At 54.9% G+C, this 19,595-nt stretch carries 14 protein-coding genes; 2 read left to right on the top strand and 12 right to left on the bottom strand.

Features of this window, described 5'->3' with window-relative positions; genetic code table 11:
• Window positions 1–244: 244 nt before the first annotated feature.
• The 8 genes from FH603_RS19775 to FH603_RS19740 all read right to left on the bottom strand — a co-directional run bounded on the left by FH603_RS19775 (window position 245) and on the right by FH603_RS19740 (window position 11,788).
• The gene (locus FH603_RS19775; RefSeq protein WP_186739430.1) at window positions 245–1,252 is read right to left on the bottom strand and encodes a Hint domain-containing protein; all 1,008 of its coding nucleotides are present in this window, start codon (window positions 1,250–1,252) and stop codon (window positions 245–247) included.
• A 37-nt stretch (window positions 1,253–1,289) separates the two neighbouring features.
• Window positions 1,290–2,861, bottom strand: coding sequence for a flavin monoamine oxidase family protein (locus FH603_RS19770; protein ID WP_186739429.1), 1,572 nt, complete (start codon window positions 2,859–2,861; stop codon window positions 1,290–1,292).
• A 116-nt stretch (window positions 2,862–2,977) separates the two neighbouring features.
• A complete protein-coding gene (locus FH603_RS19765; protein ID WP_186739428.1) occupies window positions 2,978–4,162 on the bottom strand; it encodes a pyridoxal phosphate-dependent aminotransferase in 1,185 nt (394 codons plus the stop codon).
• Between the two features lie 250 nt (window positions 4,163–4,412).
• On the bottom strand, window positions 4,413–4,877 hold the full coding sequence (locus FH603_RS19760) for a hypothetical protein (protein WP_186739427.1): 465 nt from the start codon (window positions 4,875–4,877) through the stop codon (window positions 4,413–4,415).
• A 112-nt stretch (window positions 4,878–4,989) separates the two neighbouring features.
• Complete coding sequence (locus FH603_RS19755; RefSeq protein WP_186739426.1) at window positions 4,990–6,981, bottom strand: alpha/beta hydrolase family protein; 1,992 nt, start codon at window positions 6,979–6,981, stop codon at window positions 4,990–4,992.
• Window positions 6,982–7,017: 36 nt separating this feature from the next.
• A complete protein-coding gene (locus FH603_RS19750; protein ID WP_186739425.1) occupies window positions 7,018–8,286 on the bottom strand; it encodes an aminotransferase class V-fold PLP-dependent enzyme in 1,269 nt (422 codons plus the stop codon).
• 442 nt (window positions 8,287–8,728) lie between these two features.
• Window positions 8,729–10,240 carry a vanadium-dependent haloperoxidase gene (locus tag FH603_RS19745; RefSeq protein ID WP_186739424.1) on the bottom strand — a complete coding sequence of 504 codons (1,512 nt, stop codon included), beginning with the start codon at window positions 10,238–10,240 and terminating at the stop codon, window positions 8,729–8,731.
• A 162-nt stretch (window positions 10,241–10,402) separates the two neighbouring features.
• Window positions 10,403–11,788, bottom strand: coding sequence for a M28 family metallopeptidase (locus FH603_RS19740; protein WP_186739423.1), 1,386 nt, complete (start codon window positions 11,786–11,788; stop codon window positions 10,403–10,405).
• Window positions 11,789–12,086: 298 nt separating this feature from the next.
• Here FH603_RS19740 and FH603_RS19735 point away from each other — a divergent pair, with 298 nt between their 5' ends.
• Together FH603_RS19735 and FH603_RS19730 are read left to right on the top strand one after the other, a co-directional pair.
• Window positions 12,087–13,850, top strand: a complete 1,764-nt coding sequence (locus tag FH603_RS19735) for a sensor histidine kinase (RefSeq protein ID WP_186739422.1) — start codon at window positions 12,087–12,089, stop codon at window positions 13,848–13,850.
• Window positions 13,847–14,599 (top strand): LytR/AlgR family response regulator transcription factor, encoded by a 753-nt coding sequence (locus FH603_RS19730; RefSeq protein WP_186739421.1) that lies wholly within the window; start codon window positions 13,847–13,849, stop codon window positions 14,597–14,599. Before FH603_RS19735 ends, FH603_RS19730 begins: the two co-directional genes overlap by 4 nt.
• Before the next feature lie 26 nt (window positions 14,600–14,625).
• On the opposite strand, the gene FH603_RS19725 is transcribed toward FH603_RS19730, so the two are convergent.
• The 4 genes from FH603_RS19725 to FH603_RS19710 form a co-directional block, all read right to left on the bottom strand.
• Window positions 14,626–15,204 carry a hypothetical protein gene (locus FH603_RS19725; protein ID WP_235985236.1) on the bottom strand — a complete coding sequence of 193 codons (579 nt, stop codon included), beginning with the start codon at window positions 15,202–15,204 and terminating at the stop codon, window positions 14,626–14,628.
• 93 nt (window positions 15,205–15,297) lie between these two features.
• Window positions 15,298–17,349 carry a plastocyanin/azurin family copper-binding protein gene (locus FH603_RS19720; protein WP_186739420.1) on the bottom strand — a complete coding sequence of 684 codons (2,052 nt, stop codon included), beginning with the start codon at window positions 17,347–17,349 and terminating at the stop codon, window positions 15,298–15,300.
• 40 nt (window positions 17,350–17,389) lie between these two features.
• Entirely contained in the window at window positions 17,390–17,728 is a 339-nt protein-coding gene (locus FH603_RS19715; RefSeq protein WP_186739419.1) for a tRNA-binding protein, read from the bottom strand.
• A gap of 36 nt (window positions 17,729–17,764) precedes the next feature.
• Entirely contained in the window at window positions 17,765–19,450 is a 1,686-nt protein-coding gene (locus FH603_RS19710; RefSeq protein WP_186739418.1) for a PA14 domain-containing protein, read from the bottom strand.
• Between the last annotated feature and the right edge of the window lie 145 nt (window positions 19,451–19,595).

The following is a 19,595-nucleotide window of genomic DNA, read 5'->3' as shown; positions in this document are numbered from 1 at the left end:
AAAAGAGTGAAGCCACTACAGGCCCGTCAGGGCCTCAACAGCGTAGCGTCGGTAGCGAGTCGATAGTGCGTTGGTGGCGCGTCGGTGGCGTTGGTACGTCCGGATTCACGTTCATGTTAGAAGCAGAAAAGCACACGTAGTTTAATACACTAACGAAAATGTCCTGATAAACAATGGGGCTAAAAACAGAATCACCCCACTCATCAGCGACGAGTGGGGTGATTGGAAGAAATGAGTAATTCGTTTACTTGTCCAGCACGACGGTTTCGCCAACGAGGTAAGCACCCGCTTCGGTGGTCAGGTTATAGACCGTCTTCACCGAACGAACGGCCTGTTCAGCGCGAACGACGCGGTAGGGAATCGTTTTGCCATTTTCGTAGCGGAACAGCAACTCGCCAGCCCGAACGTCGCCCAGGGCTTTCCGGCCGGCATCGGTCAGTACCGGGTGATTCGCCGTGGCTTCAACCTGAATGGGAGCGACCAGTGTACCACGTCCGTTGGCCGTTATTTCATTGGCAGGAGCCAGCCACACAGCCGTTAGCGCAAAGCTATTCGACTGATGGGTATCTACGTTGGTAACGCGGGTGGGTGCAAAGCTCCTGGTTTGGGCGTTGTAACCCATTACCACGTCACCGGTAGTGATTGCGCTGATGGCCTTGGCCGATCCATCTGCCAGGGTCACAGGCGCGTCAGGGGCGAAGCAAAAGTTATACTCTTCTTTTTTCTTGCCACCGCCTTCTTCCGTTTTTCCGCCACCGCCTTCCAGCAGACCCGCCATCTCACGCGACAGTACGAACGTCAGCGTCGACATCAGACCGGGTTCTTTCTCCCCAACATACTTAAGGTCGTCGATGTAGGCATCCCAGGCTGTCCGCTCGGCCGATGCGCCGGGAATGACAAATGGCTTCACCTCATTGGTTTTGCCGTTCTGGTAAACGGCCAGCAAGCCAAGGTCTTTGGTGTCGGCAGCCGAAAAAATCTTGTACAGATAGATTTTGCGGGTAATGCCATCGGTGTAATTGAAGACATAGGCTGGCCGTTCTTCGTAGCGATCCAGGATGAATGCCCCCGATTTTAAATAGGTATCTTTATCGAGGTTGGCAATTTTAATGGCCTTGATGGCTTTTAGTTGATCAAGCGTCATGCCCGTCGACGCAGCTGCCGTGGTTTGGGCTGCGACGCGCTGACTGAGGAGTTGGGTAGCCGTGGCGCAGGCCAGGAAGAGCAAAAATGAGAGCAGGTTGTTTTTCATAGTATATTTTTTGTCAGCGTCACAAACGTGAAAACCATTACTTTTTCGTGTACTCACCCACCCGGGCGTGAATCGATTCTACCGTTCGTAGGGCCGATGTAAACGCCCCGGCCATCCAGGCGGTCAGGTACGTGGTGTGCTCACCGGCGAAATAAATGTTTCCATCCGGTTCCAGCAGCGAGGGGTAATACTTTTTACGGGTAGCGTCGTCGTAGTTAGCCCAGCCGCCCCCGCTGTAAGGAATGCGGTGCCAGGCCAGTGAAAATGAGTTTTCGAACTCCGCCGGGTATTGCGGGTGAATTTTTGCCCCCTGGGTGAGGGCCATTTTCTCGCGTTCGGCAATGGGCATGTTGCCTACCGCTTCGGCCCGACTATAGAAATTATAATAGCCGATCAAAACACCCTTTTTACCCTGTAGGCCGAACGACGGGTACCAGATCTGATTAATGTCCATGTTGGTGCGGGAGATACCACCATAGATGCTGTCGTCTTCTTCCCAGAACCGACGCTTGAATTGCAAACCAATTTTGCCCGTTTTCATGTACGGAACAAAATCAGCTGCCCGTTTTACCGTACCCGACAGATCGGATTCCAGGTTTTTAAGCATAGGTAGCGGAAGCGTACACACGCAGAATTCACCTTTGATCTCAACGGGCTTGCCGTCTTTTGTGTACACGACCCGAACGCCGGTTTCGGTTTTGCGCAGCTCCGTAACGGGGGCGTTGAAAATGATCTTGCCGGGTAGTTTCGACTCAAGCGCTCTGGGTATGGCATCCATGCCACCAACAGGCTGTAACAATGTTGACTGCTGCTCGTAGGCGTAGTCGCCATTGTTGTAGAAAACAGGCTGCATAAAGCCCGAACGAAGTAAATCGGTCAGTCCATAGGGATCGGTCAGGTTGCCGGGTGTATTACCCGCACCGGGGTCGCGTTTGGTTTTATAACCCCGGCGATTCGTGCCTTTGTAAAGATGCCCAGTATTGAGATCCCCTTCGTTTTTCAGAAAGTCGACCAGTTTCTCCACGTCTTCCTTAGTCAGCTGCTGGTCCAGTGTCGACTGGTCGAGGGCTTTGGCCAGTAGTTCGGACGTGTACCCGCGCATATCCATGTGGTAGTCGCTGATGCGCATGCGCCGATTGGCCAACTCACCTGCTCCGCCTTCGTTGTACAGATAAGCCGATTCATTGGAGCCGTTGAAGAGCTCCAGCGGTACCCCCAGTTCACGGCAGTACTGTAAGGTAATCTGGTGGTGGTGCGGAATGCGGGCGGCCCCCCCGTTGAAATACAGGCCGTTTCCAAACTGGCAGGTCTGGTCGGTGCCGGTCAGTTCGGTTTCTTTGGTGCCCCCCCGAACGGTCCAGACCCGCCCCCCGGAGCGCGACCGTGCTTCGAGAATCGTGCAGTCATAGCCAAGCTTACCCAGTTCGTAGGCGGTGGTCAAACCAGCCAGGCCTGCCCCTAAGATGATCACTTTACGACCTTTACCGTCTCTGGTTTGGCCGTTGGCGGGTAGATTCAGTGCCGAGGCTGGGGCAGGCTGTATCATACCCCAGGCCAGCATGCTGGCATAACTGGCACTTGTTGCGTTTATGAAGTCTCTTCGTGTCATAATTAAGTTGGTAAGTTGGTAAGTCAGTGCGTCGGTCAGTGGCTGACGTAGCGTATTTTTCCGATGCGTCAGCCACTGACCGACGCACCGACTTACCAACTTAGTGACTCCTTCCTTTACCCAACTACCTTTTTGAATCCATCAATGAACATGGCCATTTCATCCATAGTCCCAATGCTGACACGGCAGTAGGGTTGTCCGTTGAAATCGCGGGTTTGAATGCCAATGCCGCTGGCGAACATCTGCTCGCTAAACGACTTGGTTTTCATCCGGATGGGGAACAGCATGAAGTTGGCCGATGAGGGAATGACCTCGTAGCCCAGGCCGGTAAGGGCTTTGGCCGTGTAGTCGCGCGCTTTGGCATTTTCGGCGCGGCAGTGGTTCTGCCAGTCTTTGTCCTGGTAGCTGGCAATACCGGCCATAAGCGTGGTGATACTCACGGCAAATTCACCGTTAGTATAAGGCTTCAGCATTTTCAGCGTCTCGGGGGTTGCAATGGCGTAACCCAGCCGCAGTCCGGCAAAGCCGTGGATTTTGGAGAAAGTACGGGCCAGAATTACGTTATGCCCTTCGGCCACAAGCTTGCCCAGCTTGGGCCGTTCGGCGGGTTCGTAAAAATCGATATACGCTTCGTCGAGGAATACGGGTACTTTCGGCGCTACCTCACGACAGAAAGCCTCCAGTTCCGACGCGGGCAGGATAGTGCCGGTTGGGTTGTTTGGGTTAACCAGGTAAACCAGTTTGACGTCAGGTGTTAGTTTGGCTTTAATAGCGGCCAGATCGAACTTATACTCTTTCGTCATAGGCAGGGCCACTATTTTAGCTCCCTGCTTTTGCGCCCGTTCCAGGAGGTCGTCGTAGGTCATGGCACTGGTCAGAATCGTACCGCCCCCTTTGGCAAAGTGGGTGGCTGCGGCCATCAGAATGTCCGATGAACCCGGCGACATCATGATGTTATTCGGTTTCACGCCCTCATCGGTTGCGATCATCCCCTTCAACTCGGCGAACTCCGTCCAGGCGTAGCGGTTGCCAATGTCGGCGGCTTTTGTAAGGGCTTCCTTCGCGCTGGGTGCAATACCGAGCGGGTTCTCGTTGGCCAGCAACCGGGCCCGCAGTTTGGGCATGGTATCGGGTGGCGAGTCTATGCCGGCCGTTTTTATCGGCGCAAATTCGTCGACAAACACCGACTGCCCGTAGGTTGTAGCGGGCGCTGCTTTAGCAAAATGAAAACTTGCGGTAAGACCAGCTGTTAACAAACCGCTGGCACGAAGCCAGTCCCGACGAGATAAAGTTGATGACATGATGACGGATGATTTGGATTTATCGTAGATTAAATAAAAGTAAATTACAAACTAACTTATTCATTGATAGCGCGTTGTGAATTTACACATTAACGCCAACAAAAAAGGTGCTTTCGTGGAGAAAGCACCTTTAATTTATTTTGTCTCTTTGAATTTTTACAAAAGAATAATGGGTCAAACGTTTATTTGGCCATTACTTCATGTATTAGTAGCGTAACATGATTAAGTGAGTCGTTGAAGCCGTGTTACCTTATTTCCGATAAATAGATCGGAGTTGACCCGATGCAGAAGAGGTCGCGCTTAATGGAAAGGTTATGTTCTGAGCCTCAGCAGCTAATTCTTCTACGCCTGCCGCCGATGTGTAGGTGTAATCTTCATCGTCTCCATCGTCGTAGTTAAGGGTAAGCGTCGGACTCGTGTATTCCCAGGTCCCGACAGCATCGACAACTTCGCCACCTTGCCGTAGATTATTCGTGAATGACTTATCGGCACGGATATCAAGGCGTGATGCGAAGGAGCCGAAATCGTAATAGTAGAGGTCAATAGCTGCATTATTAAGGTTTGTATAGGGAGCAATAAAGCCACTCAACTGACCACGATTTACTTCCCAACGACCTACTACAACCGGTGCTGCTGGCTCAACTGTGTCTTTCTTACAGGCCTGAACAGAAATAAGCGAAAAACCCAGGCAGAAAACGTAAAGTAACTTCTTCATATTTCTTTTGATTTTGGTCCAGAATGGTAACGAAATAAGCGATGGTAAGTTATGAAAAAACAAGTGATCTCTGCTGGTACGCTAAAAAGAGACGTACTGATGCAATGTATTCCTACGTTGTTTTTGGCTTCAGGTACTTATCGAACCACTGAAGATACCGGTCAACCCGGTCTTTCTGGTAGCTCGGCACCGAAATGCCGTGAAACTGCCCCGGGTAAATAATCAACTGAGTTGGTATGCCCAACGACCGTAGCGCCTGAAACATCTGCTCGCTACCCGCCGTGGGTACATTGAAGTCTTTCTCGCCCGCCATAAACAACGTCGGCGTTTTGATGCGGTCGGCTTTCAGGAACGGGTACGATAGTTTCAGCCATTTGTCGGTGTTTTTCCAGGGAGCGCCCAACTCGTTTTCATACTGATTGGTATACTGGTCAATGCCGTACATCGACAACTGCAATGAGCTACCGGCTCCGCTGGCTGCAGCCTTAAACCGGGTGTCGGTGGCGATGGTGTAGTTGGTCAGGATACCGCCATAGCTCCAGCCGCCAATGCCCAGCCGGTCTGGGTCGGCAATGCCTTTGTCAACCATATAATCGGTAGCGCCCAGAATATCCAGCACTTCCTTGTTGCCCCAGTCGGCATAGATGGCTTTGGTATAGTCGAGCCCCCGGCCATTGCTGCCCCGGTAATTGACCGCTACTACCGCATAGCCCCCGGCCGCCAGCAGTTGCCGGGTCAGGTCGAAGCTGAATTCATCCTGGGCAACGGGTCCGCCATGAATGAAGAAAATAGTGGGCAGTTTTTTGGTAGCCGCTGCGTTGGCGGGCTTATACAATACGTTGGATACCTGCGCACCGTCTTTGCTCTTCGACGTGAACCCTTCTACCGTTGCCAGTTCGAGGGGGGCCAGAAACGCATCGTGCGCATGCGTAAGCCGGCGGGTCGTTTCATTTTCAACCGCATACAACTCACCGGGCGTTTGAGGGTCGCTCATGAGGGTAACCCAACTGCCGCTTGCCACAGGCTCCAGCTCACTAAAGGCCCGATTGCCGCTAATCACTTTCGTGAACGTGCCGTCGAGCGTATACTGACCCACATAAGTCTGCCGGTCGTCCTGCACCAGTACGCCAATGGATTGTCCATCTTTCGCCCAGCGTGGATTGCGGACCGGGCGGTCCAGTGTTTTCGAGAGAAGTGTAGGCTCACCACCGTCGCGGCTGATAACGGCCAGAACGGGCTGGTCGTACATCAGAAAGTTGCCCGATGCGGTCGAACGCGTGTAGGCAATCCGCTTGCCATCGGGACTCCATTCGGGGTTGTTGTCGGAGCCGGGCCAGGTGGTCAACTGCTTTATGGTTGACCCTTTTTTGGCGTCGATGACATAAATGTCGGTGTTCTGATTCCGGTCGGGGTCTTCGCTCCGGTTACTGACAAAGGCGAGCTGCGACCCATCCGGCGACCAGACCGGCGAGTTTTCGTCGTAGTTACCCGTCGTGAGCGTATCCAGTTTCTTCGAAGCCACATCATATATATAAAGATGCAGGGAGCCTTTTTCCAGATAGCCTTTTACATCGGCCTTGAAATGGTAGCGGTCCAGTACGTAAGGCTTGCGAACTTTGGTCTTGGCCGAGTCGGCATAGTCAGGATCACGAAGAGTCATCGCGATCTTTTTGCCATCCGGCGACCAGACGTATTCATCGAGATCGGTTTTCAGGTCGGTCAATTTTCTGGCTTCGCCACCCCGGCGGTCCATCAGCCAGATTTGCCCTTTGGTAGCGCCCTGCCGCGAGGAGATGAACGACAGGTATTTGCCGTCGGGACTGAAGCGTGCTCTCGCTTCCGGATCGGGGCTGTTGGTTAGCTGAATGGATTCCTTGCCATCGTAACTTACCATCCAGACATCGGAGCTACGTTTATCTTTTGTGGTGTCGACCGTCGACAAACCGTACGCAATCCATTTGCCATCGGGCGATACCTGCGGGTCGCTTAGCGTTTGCAGGCGATATATATCGTTCGAGTTGATCGGCCGCTTTTTCGCAGGCGTTTGGGCGACGCTCACGAGCGCTGAGCAGGTAAAGAAAAAGAGGAAAAGTATTCGGTTCATACACTAATTGATTAAGCTTTTGATCAGTGAGTATTGTTACCCAGCCAGTTCGTTCAGCGCTTTGACAAAGGCGTCGAGTTCGGCAGTGGTTGTGTAGACATGGGGTGTTACCCGCACGCCCTGTACCGGGGGCGAGTCGATGGCGACAGTGAAAATTTTGTAGTTGTCGAACAGGATTTTAGCCAGTTCAGCGGGCGTTTTTCCGGCTACTCCTACGTTGGCGATGGCGCAGGAACGGGCGGGGTCTTCGGGTGTGTTGAGGATGATTTTCGGGTTATGCCGTACCTGATCGGTCCAGTAACGTTGCAGGTAGCGCAGCCGGGCTTCTTTACGCTCGATGCCAATACGTTCGTGGAACTTGATGGCATCCTGGATGGCCAGATCGGTAGCCACCGGGTGCGTTCCGGTATGGTTGAGCTTCCGAATATCCGTATCGGCTACGCTGCTGTCGGCAAACATCGGCCAGATACCAGCGATCTTATCCTTCCGGACATACAGCATCCCCGCGCCCAGGGGCGTACCGAGCCACTTGTGCAAACTGCTGGCGTAGTAGTCGCAACCACCGAGGTCGGCCAGTTTGTAATTCAACTGGGCAAAGGCGTGCGCTCCATCGACCAGTACCTCAACACCGTGTTTATGGGCCATTTCGGTGATCTGACGAATGGGCAAAATCTGGCCCGTGATGTTGACCATGTGGCACACCATCAGCAGTCGGGTTTTGGGCGTGATGGCTTTTTCGTACAGGCTCACAATCTCCGCGTCCGATTTGGGGTGGTTGGGCAATGACAGGGTCCGGTTCACAATCCCGTGTCGCCGGGCCTGAAGCTTGAACATATCCTGCATGGCCCCGTAATCCTGTTGCACCATAATGGCTTCGTCGCCCGCTTTCCAGGTCAGTCCGCCAATGACCGTATCCAGCGACTCGGTGGTATTGCGGGTGATGATCAGTTCGTCGGGCGAGCAGCCTACTAGTTTTGCCAGTTGGGTTTGGGATTCGCGTTTATCGTCGACCTGGCGCGTCCGCATGTAGTAGGACGACACCGAGTTTATCTGCTGAATATGTTTCAGGTAGCTATCCATCACGGGCTGTGCCGCCAGCGAATAGTACCCATTTTCGAGCTGGATAAAGTCTTTCGTGACGGGGTAGGCCGCTCGGATGCTGGCCCAGAAATCCTCCTCCTGAGCCAGGGCTACCGGTGGTACAGACGCCACCTTTGCCAGTGTCTCGTCCAGACCCGCCCAGGTCGATAAAGCCGCTGTACCGACGATGGATCTTAAGAACTGGCGTTTGGAGAGATTGGCCATAGCTGCTTTAAAAACGGGTTATATGATTGGTTTAGGTAAGGGTCGATTGAAAAAACGACCAGCCCCCGGTTAAAACCGGGGGACAAACCGTTGATTAATATCGTGCTATTAAGACCCACAGCTTTAGCTGTGGGCTGGTAAATTGGCACGAGTGATATCGGCAACTGTTCCTTGCCATTATGACGTTTTTCCTGTACAGAATAAGTGATCGTAAGTTATGAAAAAACGACTGGCTCATGCTGTCTAATCACTAAATACCCCAACAAACCAGCACCAGAGGCTTTGCCCACTGGCAGGGTTCATACGACCAACCTTGTCAGTGGGAAAAGCCCCTGGTGCTGGTTGCAATAGCACATGACGGAGAAGACTTGATACGGGTATAATAAAAAAGGTGGCCTGTCGAAACCAGCCACCTTTTTTATTATAAAGAAAGATTGATCGGCTAGGCTCTGGCGCCTACTGCAGACTTGCTCATGCCCGTTAAGAAAATGTCTTCGGCAATGGTCAAGCCCAGGGGTACACCCCCAATATTCCGGTTCGTGTCGAAAGGCCCGTTCATCGTGCCATCGGTAGTGACGAACGCGTCGAATAACCAGTGTACGCCAAGGAATACCCGGCTCAGGCCATTTTCTTCGATCATGCGCCACAACCCGCCGGGGAAACTCCGGACGTGCCGGGGGCGGATAGTGCCCCGGTTGTCCTGATTGACACCGTTCAGCTCTTCGGACACAAAATTAAGGCCGTCGAAAAGTGTATCGCCTTCGCGGTTGCCAACCAGTGGGTTTTCTGCCGCGCCCGCTGGCTTGTCCAGATCGCCGTAGAAAAGGCGGGTTATGTGCAGGGCGGCTGCACCAAAGGTGGCATGCCCGGACGGGTAGGCCGGAAAATTGGGCGTGAAGTTTTTAGGGCGCTCGGTTACAATCTGGTTGAACGGAAAGGTAGTGGACGTTTTCTGCATCACGACCGATTGGTTGATTGAGTTGGTCGCCGGACCGCCCAGCGGTAGCCACGATGAATCACAACCTGCCTTAACTTCATTTTTCGCTTCGGTGGCCATGCCCATCGACTCATCATGTTCGCGGATAGCTACGACTGGTCGCCACAGGTTATGGAAATACTTCTGATCCCAGGCCAGGATGCCGGCGTCGGCCATAGCTACATTCACCAGCGCAAACAGATGGGCATTCTGAGCTGGCGTATTTGCGCGGGAGATGGCAAGACGACGGATGATTTGATTGTACAGCCGGGGTGGGGTTCCCAGACCGGCTGCCCCGTCATAGCCCCAATACAGGCCGACCAGCGTTTCGTTGGGCGTTCGGGGGGTGCTGCCAATGGGTAAAGTGCCCATTAACTCGGGAGCAATCCCTTTCTCACGAACCAGCCGCACGGCTTCATCGTATTCAGGGTCGTTGAAGGGGGGAGCATCCAGTTCGTGCCGGCTGGTAATGGCAAAGCCTTTGGATCGGGCACCGTAAAAAGGGGCATAAAAGCCCTGATTCGGGTTGTCAGGGTCGATTTTGTGATGGCCCCGTTCCTGCGACGGTACATAGCCAACAGACCCGGCGTCCGGATCGTTTTTTCGGTCAGCCAGTATTGCTCTGGCTACCTGCAGCCCGAACGCATGGCCCGGATTCATGGTACCGCCCGCTTCGGTTAGTTTGGCATCGAAAAATTCCTTCTGGCTGGGAAACAAAGCGGATAAGGTAGCGTGGGCGGCTGCGGCTACGGCAGCGTCAACCAGCGCACCGGGTTCCGGTGGGTGCTGGGGCGCGATGTACGGTAATAGCCCCGCCGGGTTGTCAATGCCGATGTAGGCATCGTACATAGCCAGATGAACAATGGCCAGCGCCCGGGAGCTGAGAACCGGACCCGTCTGCTCTTTCTTTTCATTTGTATGGCTGATGCGGTTCGCGTCCAGCGCGACGGCATTCCAATACAGGATAGGGTCTGTCATGATTTTAAAAAGGTGTGGATAGACGTGTTGTAACGAAAGCCGAAGCACTCTTTTTGAGTGACTACATTGCTTAGTCGCAGGTTTTCGCCGGATGGAAACAACCCGGCTGAGGGTATAAAAAAAGCCACTCCCGGGAGTGGCTTTTCAATGTAGCGGTATCGACTACCGTAAATTCGGGACGGGTAGCACCGGTAGACTTTCGTTACCGTCTTCGCTGACGGCCTGTATGGCGAAGTAATAGTTGTCTTTCGAATAGGGCAGCGTCATCCCGAGTTTGGTGGTGAAGAACTTTTTCTGCCAAACTGGCCAGCTGGTTTCCCGCATCATCACATAATAGCCTTTCACCTTTCCCGTTGCCGGTGCTTTCCAGTAGAGGGTCGTTGAGTTCGTCAGGTTGCGAACCTCGATGGTGGGGGCCTGCGGTCCGGCGGGGGCCTTGGCCAGGTTTGCCAGCGTAGCCAGGTTGACCGCCGTGTTCTTGCGGAGGTAGTCGAAGTCCATGAACTTCGCGTAGTCACCGTACTCGATGCCGTTTTCGGTGCGCAGGTCCTGGTGCTGGTGGTTGTAGTTCTCGTTCATCTCGGTCAGGCGAACGGCCGCAAAGCCACGCTGCACAAACGGCGTATGGTCACCACCGCGCAGGTAGCGGTCGTTCCGGTAGATCAGTACAATCTCCATATTGTCGACGTAGCGTTCGCCCACTTCTTTCACATAGCGGGCCAGCGTGCGGGCTTTGCCGTCGTTCTCATTGCCGAACTGCCGGATCTGGGCGATTCGGCCCGTCGTGTCTTTCATCATGTTGCCCGGCAGCCCTTCGCTGAAAATCCGCAACCGGGTGTTGTCCCGAATGTTGGTCTCGTTGGAGTGGTTACTGCCCATGATATCGTTGTTGAGCAGCGCTTCCATGTTGACGTTCTGCTTCAGGTATTGCTCGGCCAGATGTTCGGCTCCCAGCAAGCCCTGCTCTTCGCCACTCACGGCGGCAAACACGATCGTAGCGGGAAAGCCGGCCTTGCTCAATACACGGCAGAGTTCGATAACGGCGGCCGTACCTGACCCGTCGTCGTTGGCACCGGGGGCTACGGCCGTGCGGTTCATGACGCCCGTCACGCGTGAATCCAGGTGGCCCTGCACCAGAAACACACGCTTGTCGTTGGGATCGGTGCCTTTGAGGGTGGCAATCACGTTGCCCATTTCGGTCGGCACGTCAACCCGCCGGCCATCGGCGGGCAGCGTCCAGGTGTCGATGGTGGCGGTCAGACGTCCGCCCGAGCTTTTGGCGTAGTGGTTGAACTTGCCCAGTATCCACCGGCGGGCGGCCCCGATACCCTGTTTAGGGCTTTTAGTGTCGCTCAGCGTACTCCGCGTTCCAAAGCTGACGAGCCCGTCGACGTGCGCTTTTAAGCTGTCGGCCGAAATCAGATCGACCAGGTCGGCAATTTGTGGGTCGCGGTTGGCAATAACCTGAGCATGAAGCGAGGATGAAAGGAGTAGACAAAACAGTAAAGCTCCGCCTATGCGGAGAGAAACTAAACGTTTGTTGATCATGGAATTGGGGATTGGCTAGGCGAAACTAACAAAAAAGCGCAAACCGGGGCGGGTTTGCGCTTTTCATAGTCGAGAGGTTCTTTAAAAAAAGGTGTGGATAGAAAGCTGAAAAGGGAAAATTGATGCCTGACCAGTCCATTTTTTCGGTACTGACTGGTTAAATATCAATGAAATATCCTCTATTAGCAATGCCATCTCCATCAGTACCCTTATTCTCTCCATAAAGGCGGTTATTCCCGGAACTTGTTGCTAGCAAGCCATATGATCGGTGGAATAAAATTAGTGTATCTTGTAGAGTATGAATCTTATAGGCACCCTGATAAGTATAGGCGGGCTCTTTGTCAGTCCCTGGTTGCGGGCTCAGCCGTCAGTTTCCTATTCAGCCATTGGCGTTACAGCAACAGGCGCCAAAACAGGGGTAGGCCTGCACCAGAAGCTGAAGGTTAACCTGATCGAATGTCAGCGGGCGGTGGCGGCAGGTGATTCGGTGGCGGTATCGGAAGCGGCTTATCTGATCGGAAAAAGATATTCGGGCATGGGCGATTTTGTAACGGCCAAGTACTGGTTCATGCGCTCATTACGGATTCGTGAGCCTCGGGGGGCTACCGAAAATCTGGGGAAACTATACCTGCGCCTGGCCGAACTGGAGACAACGCAGCTCCAGTTCGGTCAGGCACTGGCCTATGCCCGGCAGGCCCTCGCTACCCACCGCCAGGTTGGGTCGGTTCATGGATTGATGTCGACTTATGTTACCCTGTCGGGTATTTACCGGGGCCAGTGGCTGGCAAGCGCCCGTACCGCCGACCCCCGTTCGCTCGACAAGGCCATTGACTACCTCCGGCAGGCCGAACCCCTTGCCCAAACGCTGAACCGCCCCGCCGACATAGCCCATCTGCAACAGGCTTTTGGAACGGTTGAACTGCTGCGTAACCCCGGCCGGGCCATCCTGTATCTGAAAAAGGCGCTGCTGTTGTATGACCAGATCGGGCATGAATACAACACGGCCTATATCCGGATTCAACTGGCCAGTGCGCATCTGAGTCTTGGCCAGATTCGTTTGGCCCGGTCATTGATCGATGAAGCCCGCAGGCAGTACCAGACGCGGCACCTGACCGACTATGGTCTGCTGGATGATATAGAAACACTCAGTGCCCGCCTGTATCAACTGACCGGCGACTGGAAACGGGCCTTTGCCCATCAGAAAAAAGCAATGGATATACGGTATGCTGCGCTGAACGCCGCCCGTAACGGAGCTATTGAGCAGCTTACGGTCGTTTATGAGACAGAGCAGCGCGAGGCCCGTATCCAGAGTCAGGCAAAGGAGCTTGCGCTGCGGGCAGCCAGCCTGACTGTTCAGCATACCCTGAACTACGCGATGTCGGGCCTGCTGGCGGTGGCCATTGGCGCGGGGCTGGTGTTTTTTCGGCTGAATCGGAAGAACCGGCGAATCAGCCGGCAGAACGCCAGCCTGGTGAAGGAGCAAAGCCATCGAATCAAAAACAACCTGCAGGCAGTGTCCAGTTTGCTTAGCCTGCAGTCTGTCCGGTTGAGTGATGGAATAGCCAAACGGGCCGTCGAAGACAGCCAGTTCCGCGTTCAGGCCATTGCCCTGCTACACCGGCAGCTTTACGATCGGGATGATCAACTGGTCGATGTCGATTTACGGCAGTACATACCGGCGGTCGTATCGGGAGTGCTGGCAGGCTATGGATTGACCCATATTCGGCCCGTGTATGAACTGGCTCCTGTTCACCTGCACGCCGACAAGGTTCTGCCGATGGGACTGATTCTGAATGAAGTCGTTACGAACGCCTGTAAATATGCACTGTCTAGTCCTGTTAACCCATCGATTCATATAGGAGTAACCGTTCGGGATGGTATATTGCAACTGGTGGTGACAGATAACGGGCCTGGTTTTACGATGCCTGCCCCGTCTACTGTCTCTACTACCTATGGGTTGCGGCTTATTCAGCTACAGACCCGACAGCTACACGGCAGCTACCAATTCACGAACCAGAAGGGAACCCACTTTGCTTTGGCATTTCCGGTTACAGACGTATGAAGCCATTGAAAATACTGATTGTTGAGGACGATGAACTAACGGTAGAGTTGCTGACGGTTACGTTGCAGCAGGCAGGCCATAGCGTAGTGGGTGTGGCCCGGACGCTGGCCGAAGCCGTGCGGATCAGTCAGCAGCAACCCGTCGATCTGGCGCTGCTCGACGTGCACCTGCCCGGTTCGGAAGACGGCATAGCCATTGCCCGTATGCTCATGCAGCAGGATCGGATTCCTTTTCTGTTCATCACGGGTCAGACCGGCGCAACCACCCTGAAGCAGCTCAAAGCGCTTCGTCCGGTCGGATTCCTGAGCAAACCCTTCAGCCCGGTCGACCTGATCATGCAGATCGATCTGGCTATCGAGCGCACGCCGTCGCTGCATGCCCCGAGTAGTTTATTACCTGACCATTTGCTGATTCCCGACGATGGGCGGCTGATTCCCGTTCGCCAATCTGATATCGTGTTTGCCGAAGCCCGCACCAACTTCACCTGCCTGTTTGTCCGGAACCGGAAAGATCCGTTCGTGGTAACAGACAACCTGAAAAACATAGCTACCCGCCTGACCCTTCCGTCATTCTACCGCGTGTCGCGGTCGTATGTTGTCAACCTCCAGTATCTGGCCTATATCGAAGGGAACAAGCTGTTTCTGACCAGTTTCGACGAGGGTACGGCCAACGGACCCCGGCCCATACCCATTCCGGCCGACACGCGGCCGGGCCTTCTCAAACAGCTCACCGTGCTGCGGGCGCGCTGATAAGGGCGTCTGCCGCCTGGATAACCTCACCGGAATCGCCATGCTACGCCCGCGCCAATGGCTGGCCGACCCGTTAACGGCACGGGTGCCACCGACAGGCCCACCCGAGGTTGCCGCAGTAGTTCATTGTACCGCGTAACGGCTTTGTTGACCTGTACGTTGCCAACAATACTGAACGTAAGCGAAGCCACAATAGACCCGCCGTAGATACTCCAGTAAGTACCATTGTTTCGCTTGTTCTGGATCAGGATATAGGCCAGCGGCAGCAGGGCCGTAAAGCGGCTGAGGGTCGTCATGGTCCTGAACACCTTGAAGTGATGGGTAATGGCCGGGTCGCCGACTTCGTAGAAAGGAATTTCCAGCGAGTAGGGGGAAGAGAGTCGTTTGCCGCCGTAAAAATAGACGCTTCCCAGCGACGATGAGCCATAGGCTCGCTCAATGGGCATGAGGTGGGCCGGAACAGGTTCTGTCCGGTAATGTCCGGTGTCGGCCCGCTGGCGCTGAGCGTACGTTAGGTTGCTGAAGAGCAGCAGACTTAGTCCGGTAATCAGGTATAGTTTCAATGGCGTTCTCTTGGGATTCATCAGCAGGAACGTTGGAATCATGTAATTCAATCTATTTATGCTACCGCACAAATGCCGGTTGTATGAGATTAACCCATTCAACCGGCATATGGATAGACAAACGGGAGGTTCGCGCTACTTCACTACTTTCAGGGTTCCCTGCATCAATGACGAATGGCCGGGGAAAGAGCACACGAACTGATAATCGCCCGGTTCGGCGGGAGCCAGGAAATAGATGGTTTCGGCCGTTTCGGGCTGGAGGATATTGGTGTGATACAGGACGTTGGGCGTGGCGGGTACATAATTCATCTTTGGGCCGTTGAGGTTGAGCCGGAGGGCGGCATCCCCCACGGCATTGGCGGCACCGGGCTTCGTAATGACAAAATTGTGCAGCATGTCGTCGTTATTATTGAACACGAGCTTGATGCGGCTGCCCGCTTTTACTTCCAGTTTATCCGTATCGAATTTCAAACCGGGTTTAGTGCCTACCGTCAGCGTTTGGTCGGGGCCGTTGGTCCAGTCGGCCGGTTGATCGATCAGGCGTTTGGTGGATTTTGCCGCGGCTACGGCCGATTTGCTCACTGTCCCCTTCGTCTTGGCCGGTACCCCCGCCTTTGTCGATGCGGAGGCCATCATAGCTGCGTGGCTGGCGTGGCCAGACTCGCTCGTTGCCGTACGGGCGGCCATGGTAACGCGCTCGCCCGGCGCAATGGCGTTGAGGGTGTAGTAGCCCGTTGGATGCAGCAACGGCAAGTTTCCCGCCGACCGGACACCTTCGGCTTTTAGTTCGTGGATGTAGCCTTCGCGCAAGGCGGTATCGGCAACGATGCGGGCGCTCAGGCCATCGGCTGCAACGACAATGCCCCGAATGGGCACCGGGCGCGTATTTTCGATAGGGCTTCCGTACGTTTTGTGGTATTTATAGGTAAAGCTGTTCAGGCTGTAGCTTTCCGGGCTTTCGGCCGTTTTCCGGTCGACGGGGGCGGTAAAGGTGATCTCGAAGCCATCGGGTTTGGAGGTGATCGTTTTCATCTCGAAGGGCGTTTTGCCCGTCCAGGCCAACCGCTGAATGCCATACGGGTCTTTTCCCGTTGCGGCCCAGCCCCGGCTCGTCATGCCCACGAACAGCGAGCCATCCTGCCCCCAAACGGTACGGATAATGCCCGACTGGAACCCTTCGCGGAAGGGAAAACAGGCCCCCTGCCACTCGCCGTTGACTTTTTCGAGCGCTACCCGCATAATTTTGCTGTGCCCCTGGTCGCCCACGAACAGCTGCCCGGCAAACGGACCGAAAGCGCCACGGGTGGTGTCTTCCTTGAAATCAGAGGTTGAAATGCCCATCAGCGTGTGCGGAAACCAAACGGCGGGCACTTTCAGCTCTTTAACGGTTTTCGCTACCTCAAACATGGGTTTCCCCGTGCTGGGTACATCTTCCGGCTTCAGCGATAAGGGCGAGCCCGGCTCACCGGACCAGCGCAGACCCGCCGGATTGCCCGCAAAAGCCCCTTTGGTCAGGTTCGTCATCCGGCCGGAGCCAACCCAGTCGCCCTGATTCTCAGTATAGAAAATACTGCCATCGTGCAGAACAGCGAAGCCAGCCGGTGAGCGAAGGCCGGTAGCCCAGGGCGTCATCTCTCCGTTTTCGGTTAGTTTAAGCATCCAGCCGCGCCACTTTGCCAGACTGGCCCCGTAGCCGATCCAGCTGAGGTTGAGCGTAATGACCATGTCGCCGTCGGGCAGCAGCACCGGGCCGTAGCTGTACTCGTGGTAATTGCCCGAGATCGGCCATTTGTAGAAGGAGCGGTACTCGTCGGCCACGTCGTCGCCATCATTATCGATCAGCTTCGTGACTTCGCCCCGTTGCGTACAGAGCAAATAACCTTTTGGATGCCACATCAGGCCCAGCGGTTCGTGCAGCCCTGATGCAAACTTTTTGTAGGTCGGTACGCGGCTTCCCTGCATGTAGGGATTGCTGATAATCCAGACCTCACCCCGGCGCGTACAGGCTGCCAGCCGCCCATCGGGCAGGGGAGCCAGACCACCCACTTCCAGCTTGATGTTTTCGGGAATCGGCAGGGTCACAATTCGGTAGTAATCTTCTTCCGTAGCCGGGCGCTGGGCAAAGGCAGCCGAAAGGGGCAGTATCGCAACGGATACCAAAAGAGTAATCAATAAATGCTTTTTCATGATGGGCATGTTATTTTTTGTCTTGACGAACAGATGCGTGTCAGGCTATTCGTAAGCCGTTGGGTGTTGGCCGTTCGGTCTGGAGCAGCGTTACGGTACCGTCGTCGGCCACGGCACCCAGTACCAGGCATTCGCTCATAAACGTGGCAATTTGCCTGGGTGGAAAATTGACCACCGCCACGAGCTGTTTACCAACCAGTTCCTCGGCCTGATACAGTTTGGTGAGCTGTGCCGACGTTCGTCTGGTGCCAAGCTCGCCAAAGTCGATAGTTAGTTTATAGGCTGGTTTGCGGGCCTGTGGAAATGCTTCGACGGCCACAACGGTGCCGGTGCGAATCTCTACTTTCTCGAAATCGGCCCAGGTGATTGGCTCATTCATGGTACTTGCTGGCGAAAGGTCAGGGATAGAGCCGGTTTAAAAGACAATCGAATACTGAACCGTTCCGGCCCCGCTTTTCATGTCGATGGGTAGCAGCAGCTCCTGTTTCCCGTTGCTCTGCCGCAGTTTTACTTTGGCTTTCGGGTCGAAGCGAACAAAATAGCTACGGTCATTAACGGCGTACAGCCCTTTGCCGACTTCGTCGATGGTGGTACCGGCCGCTACCCGGCAGTAGGGCGTACCGTCGGGTGAGCCTTTCAGCGTGAGGGTCCGAACCAGCGCATTACCGTCCGGCCGGATCGCATCCGTCACGGTGGTACCGGCCAGTGTGTACTCCACGGTGGGCATACCCTGTTTGTCGACGGTGAGCCCTTTGTATTGCAGCACGTTTTCGCCCAGACTGTCGGGCCAGGCTGTTGTTTCGTTGGTAAGCACCACCAGGGGCGACTGGGCCGGTGGCCGAACGGTTACGCCCATCGGGCTCAGGAGCTGGGGTTCGCCCCGCTCGTACCACATTTCGGTAACGTTGGCAAAATCACCTTTCCAGGTTTGCAGCAACGCCATCTGGTTCAGGTCAACGGTATAATGCAGGCCCTCCGGCGAACCGACCGACAGGCTGTGGGTGCGCTTCGTTTTTTCGCCCGGCATCTGTACGAACGACCGGATCAGTTCGGCCTTTGTGGTGGGCTGCACACTAACAACCGCAACGGGATCGGGCTCCGGCAAGGACGAAAGCGAATGAAGCGGTTGCGAACGGGTACCTGCCTGCGACACAAACAGCCCCAGTCCGGGCCGGAACCAGGAGCGCGAAAAGTAGACTTCTACCGTATGCGGCCCGGCCGTGAGGTTGGCTGTTCCGAAACTGGACTGTCCCAGTTCGCGGTGGTCGGTTGGAATGATCTCTTTGCCATCGATCCAGACACCCCCAACGCCACCCTGGTTCAGCTCGAACTGGTAGTCGCCCGCCTGCAGAGCCGTCAGTTTGCCCGAAAAGAGAATGGAATGCTGACGCGGCTGGCCATACGACACTTCGTACGTCAATAGGGAGGCCGTGTCCTGCTTGAGCACTTTTTTGCTTTGGGCAACAATGCGGCTGGTTACGTAGCCGCCTTCTACGATTGTATAGCTAACCGGCGAACTCCATTGCGCCACAAGCCGGGGCGACATGACCCGGTAACCTATGTTTCGGATGGCAACGCTTCCGGTTTTCGCCATGATGGTCAACGGACCGGATTTAGCATTGTTCAGGGTTTGGCTTTCCCGCACCGTCACGCCGTTGAGCGCGAGTTTTTCCAGAAGGGCATGGCCTTTCCCGGTTTTGTACCAGACATCGACGGTTTGCCAGAGACCGGGAGCTTTGGTCAGGCGGGCCATCTCCTGCGTCCCGGTAAACGACATGGCCTGTCCCGTTGGCATGGTCAGAACAAAATCGGTGTTGGCAGAAAGGAGCATGTCGAACCGCAGCCGGAAATCATCGGTGGGGGTTAGCAGGGTGAGTGGTTCGCCAGCACCGGTCAGGATGGTGCTGCCGGGTTGGGTTTTTAGCGACGCCCCATCGGCGGTTGTGGAAACAGCCCCGACCAATTGCCAGCCAGCGGGCCGGTTGAGTTGCGCCGGGGGAAGGGCTGGCAGCTCCTGCTGGGCGTAGAGCGGCACCACCAGAAGCCAGGCGAGCAGTAAGGGGGCAATCCGTTGAAAAAAGGATGTAATCTGTTTATTCATAGACCTTTTGTGTAGAAATGGCTACTCGTACACGTATCAAAAATACAGAAGCCGGGTTGTCTACTGACAGGCAACAAAAACTTTTGTTCGTTGCCTCCCGTTTACCGGGTGTTGTACGGCGCAATACGCCATCCAGGCAACGTTT

The organism is Spirosoma utsteinense, assembly GCF_014282275.1.
In the GTDB taxonomy this organism is placed as follows: Bacteria; Bacteroidota; Bacteroidia; order Cytophagales; family Spirosomataceae; genus Spirosoma; species Spirosoma utsteinense.
The sequence above is the reverse complement of the archived record's forward strand: the minus strand, read 5'-3'. Positions and strand labels throughout refer to the sequence as shown.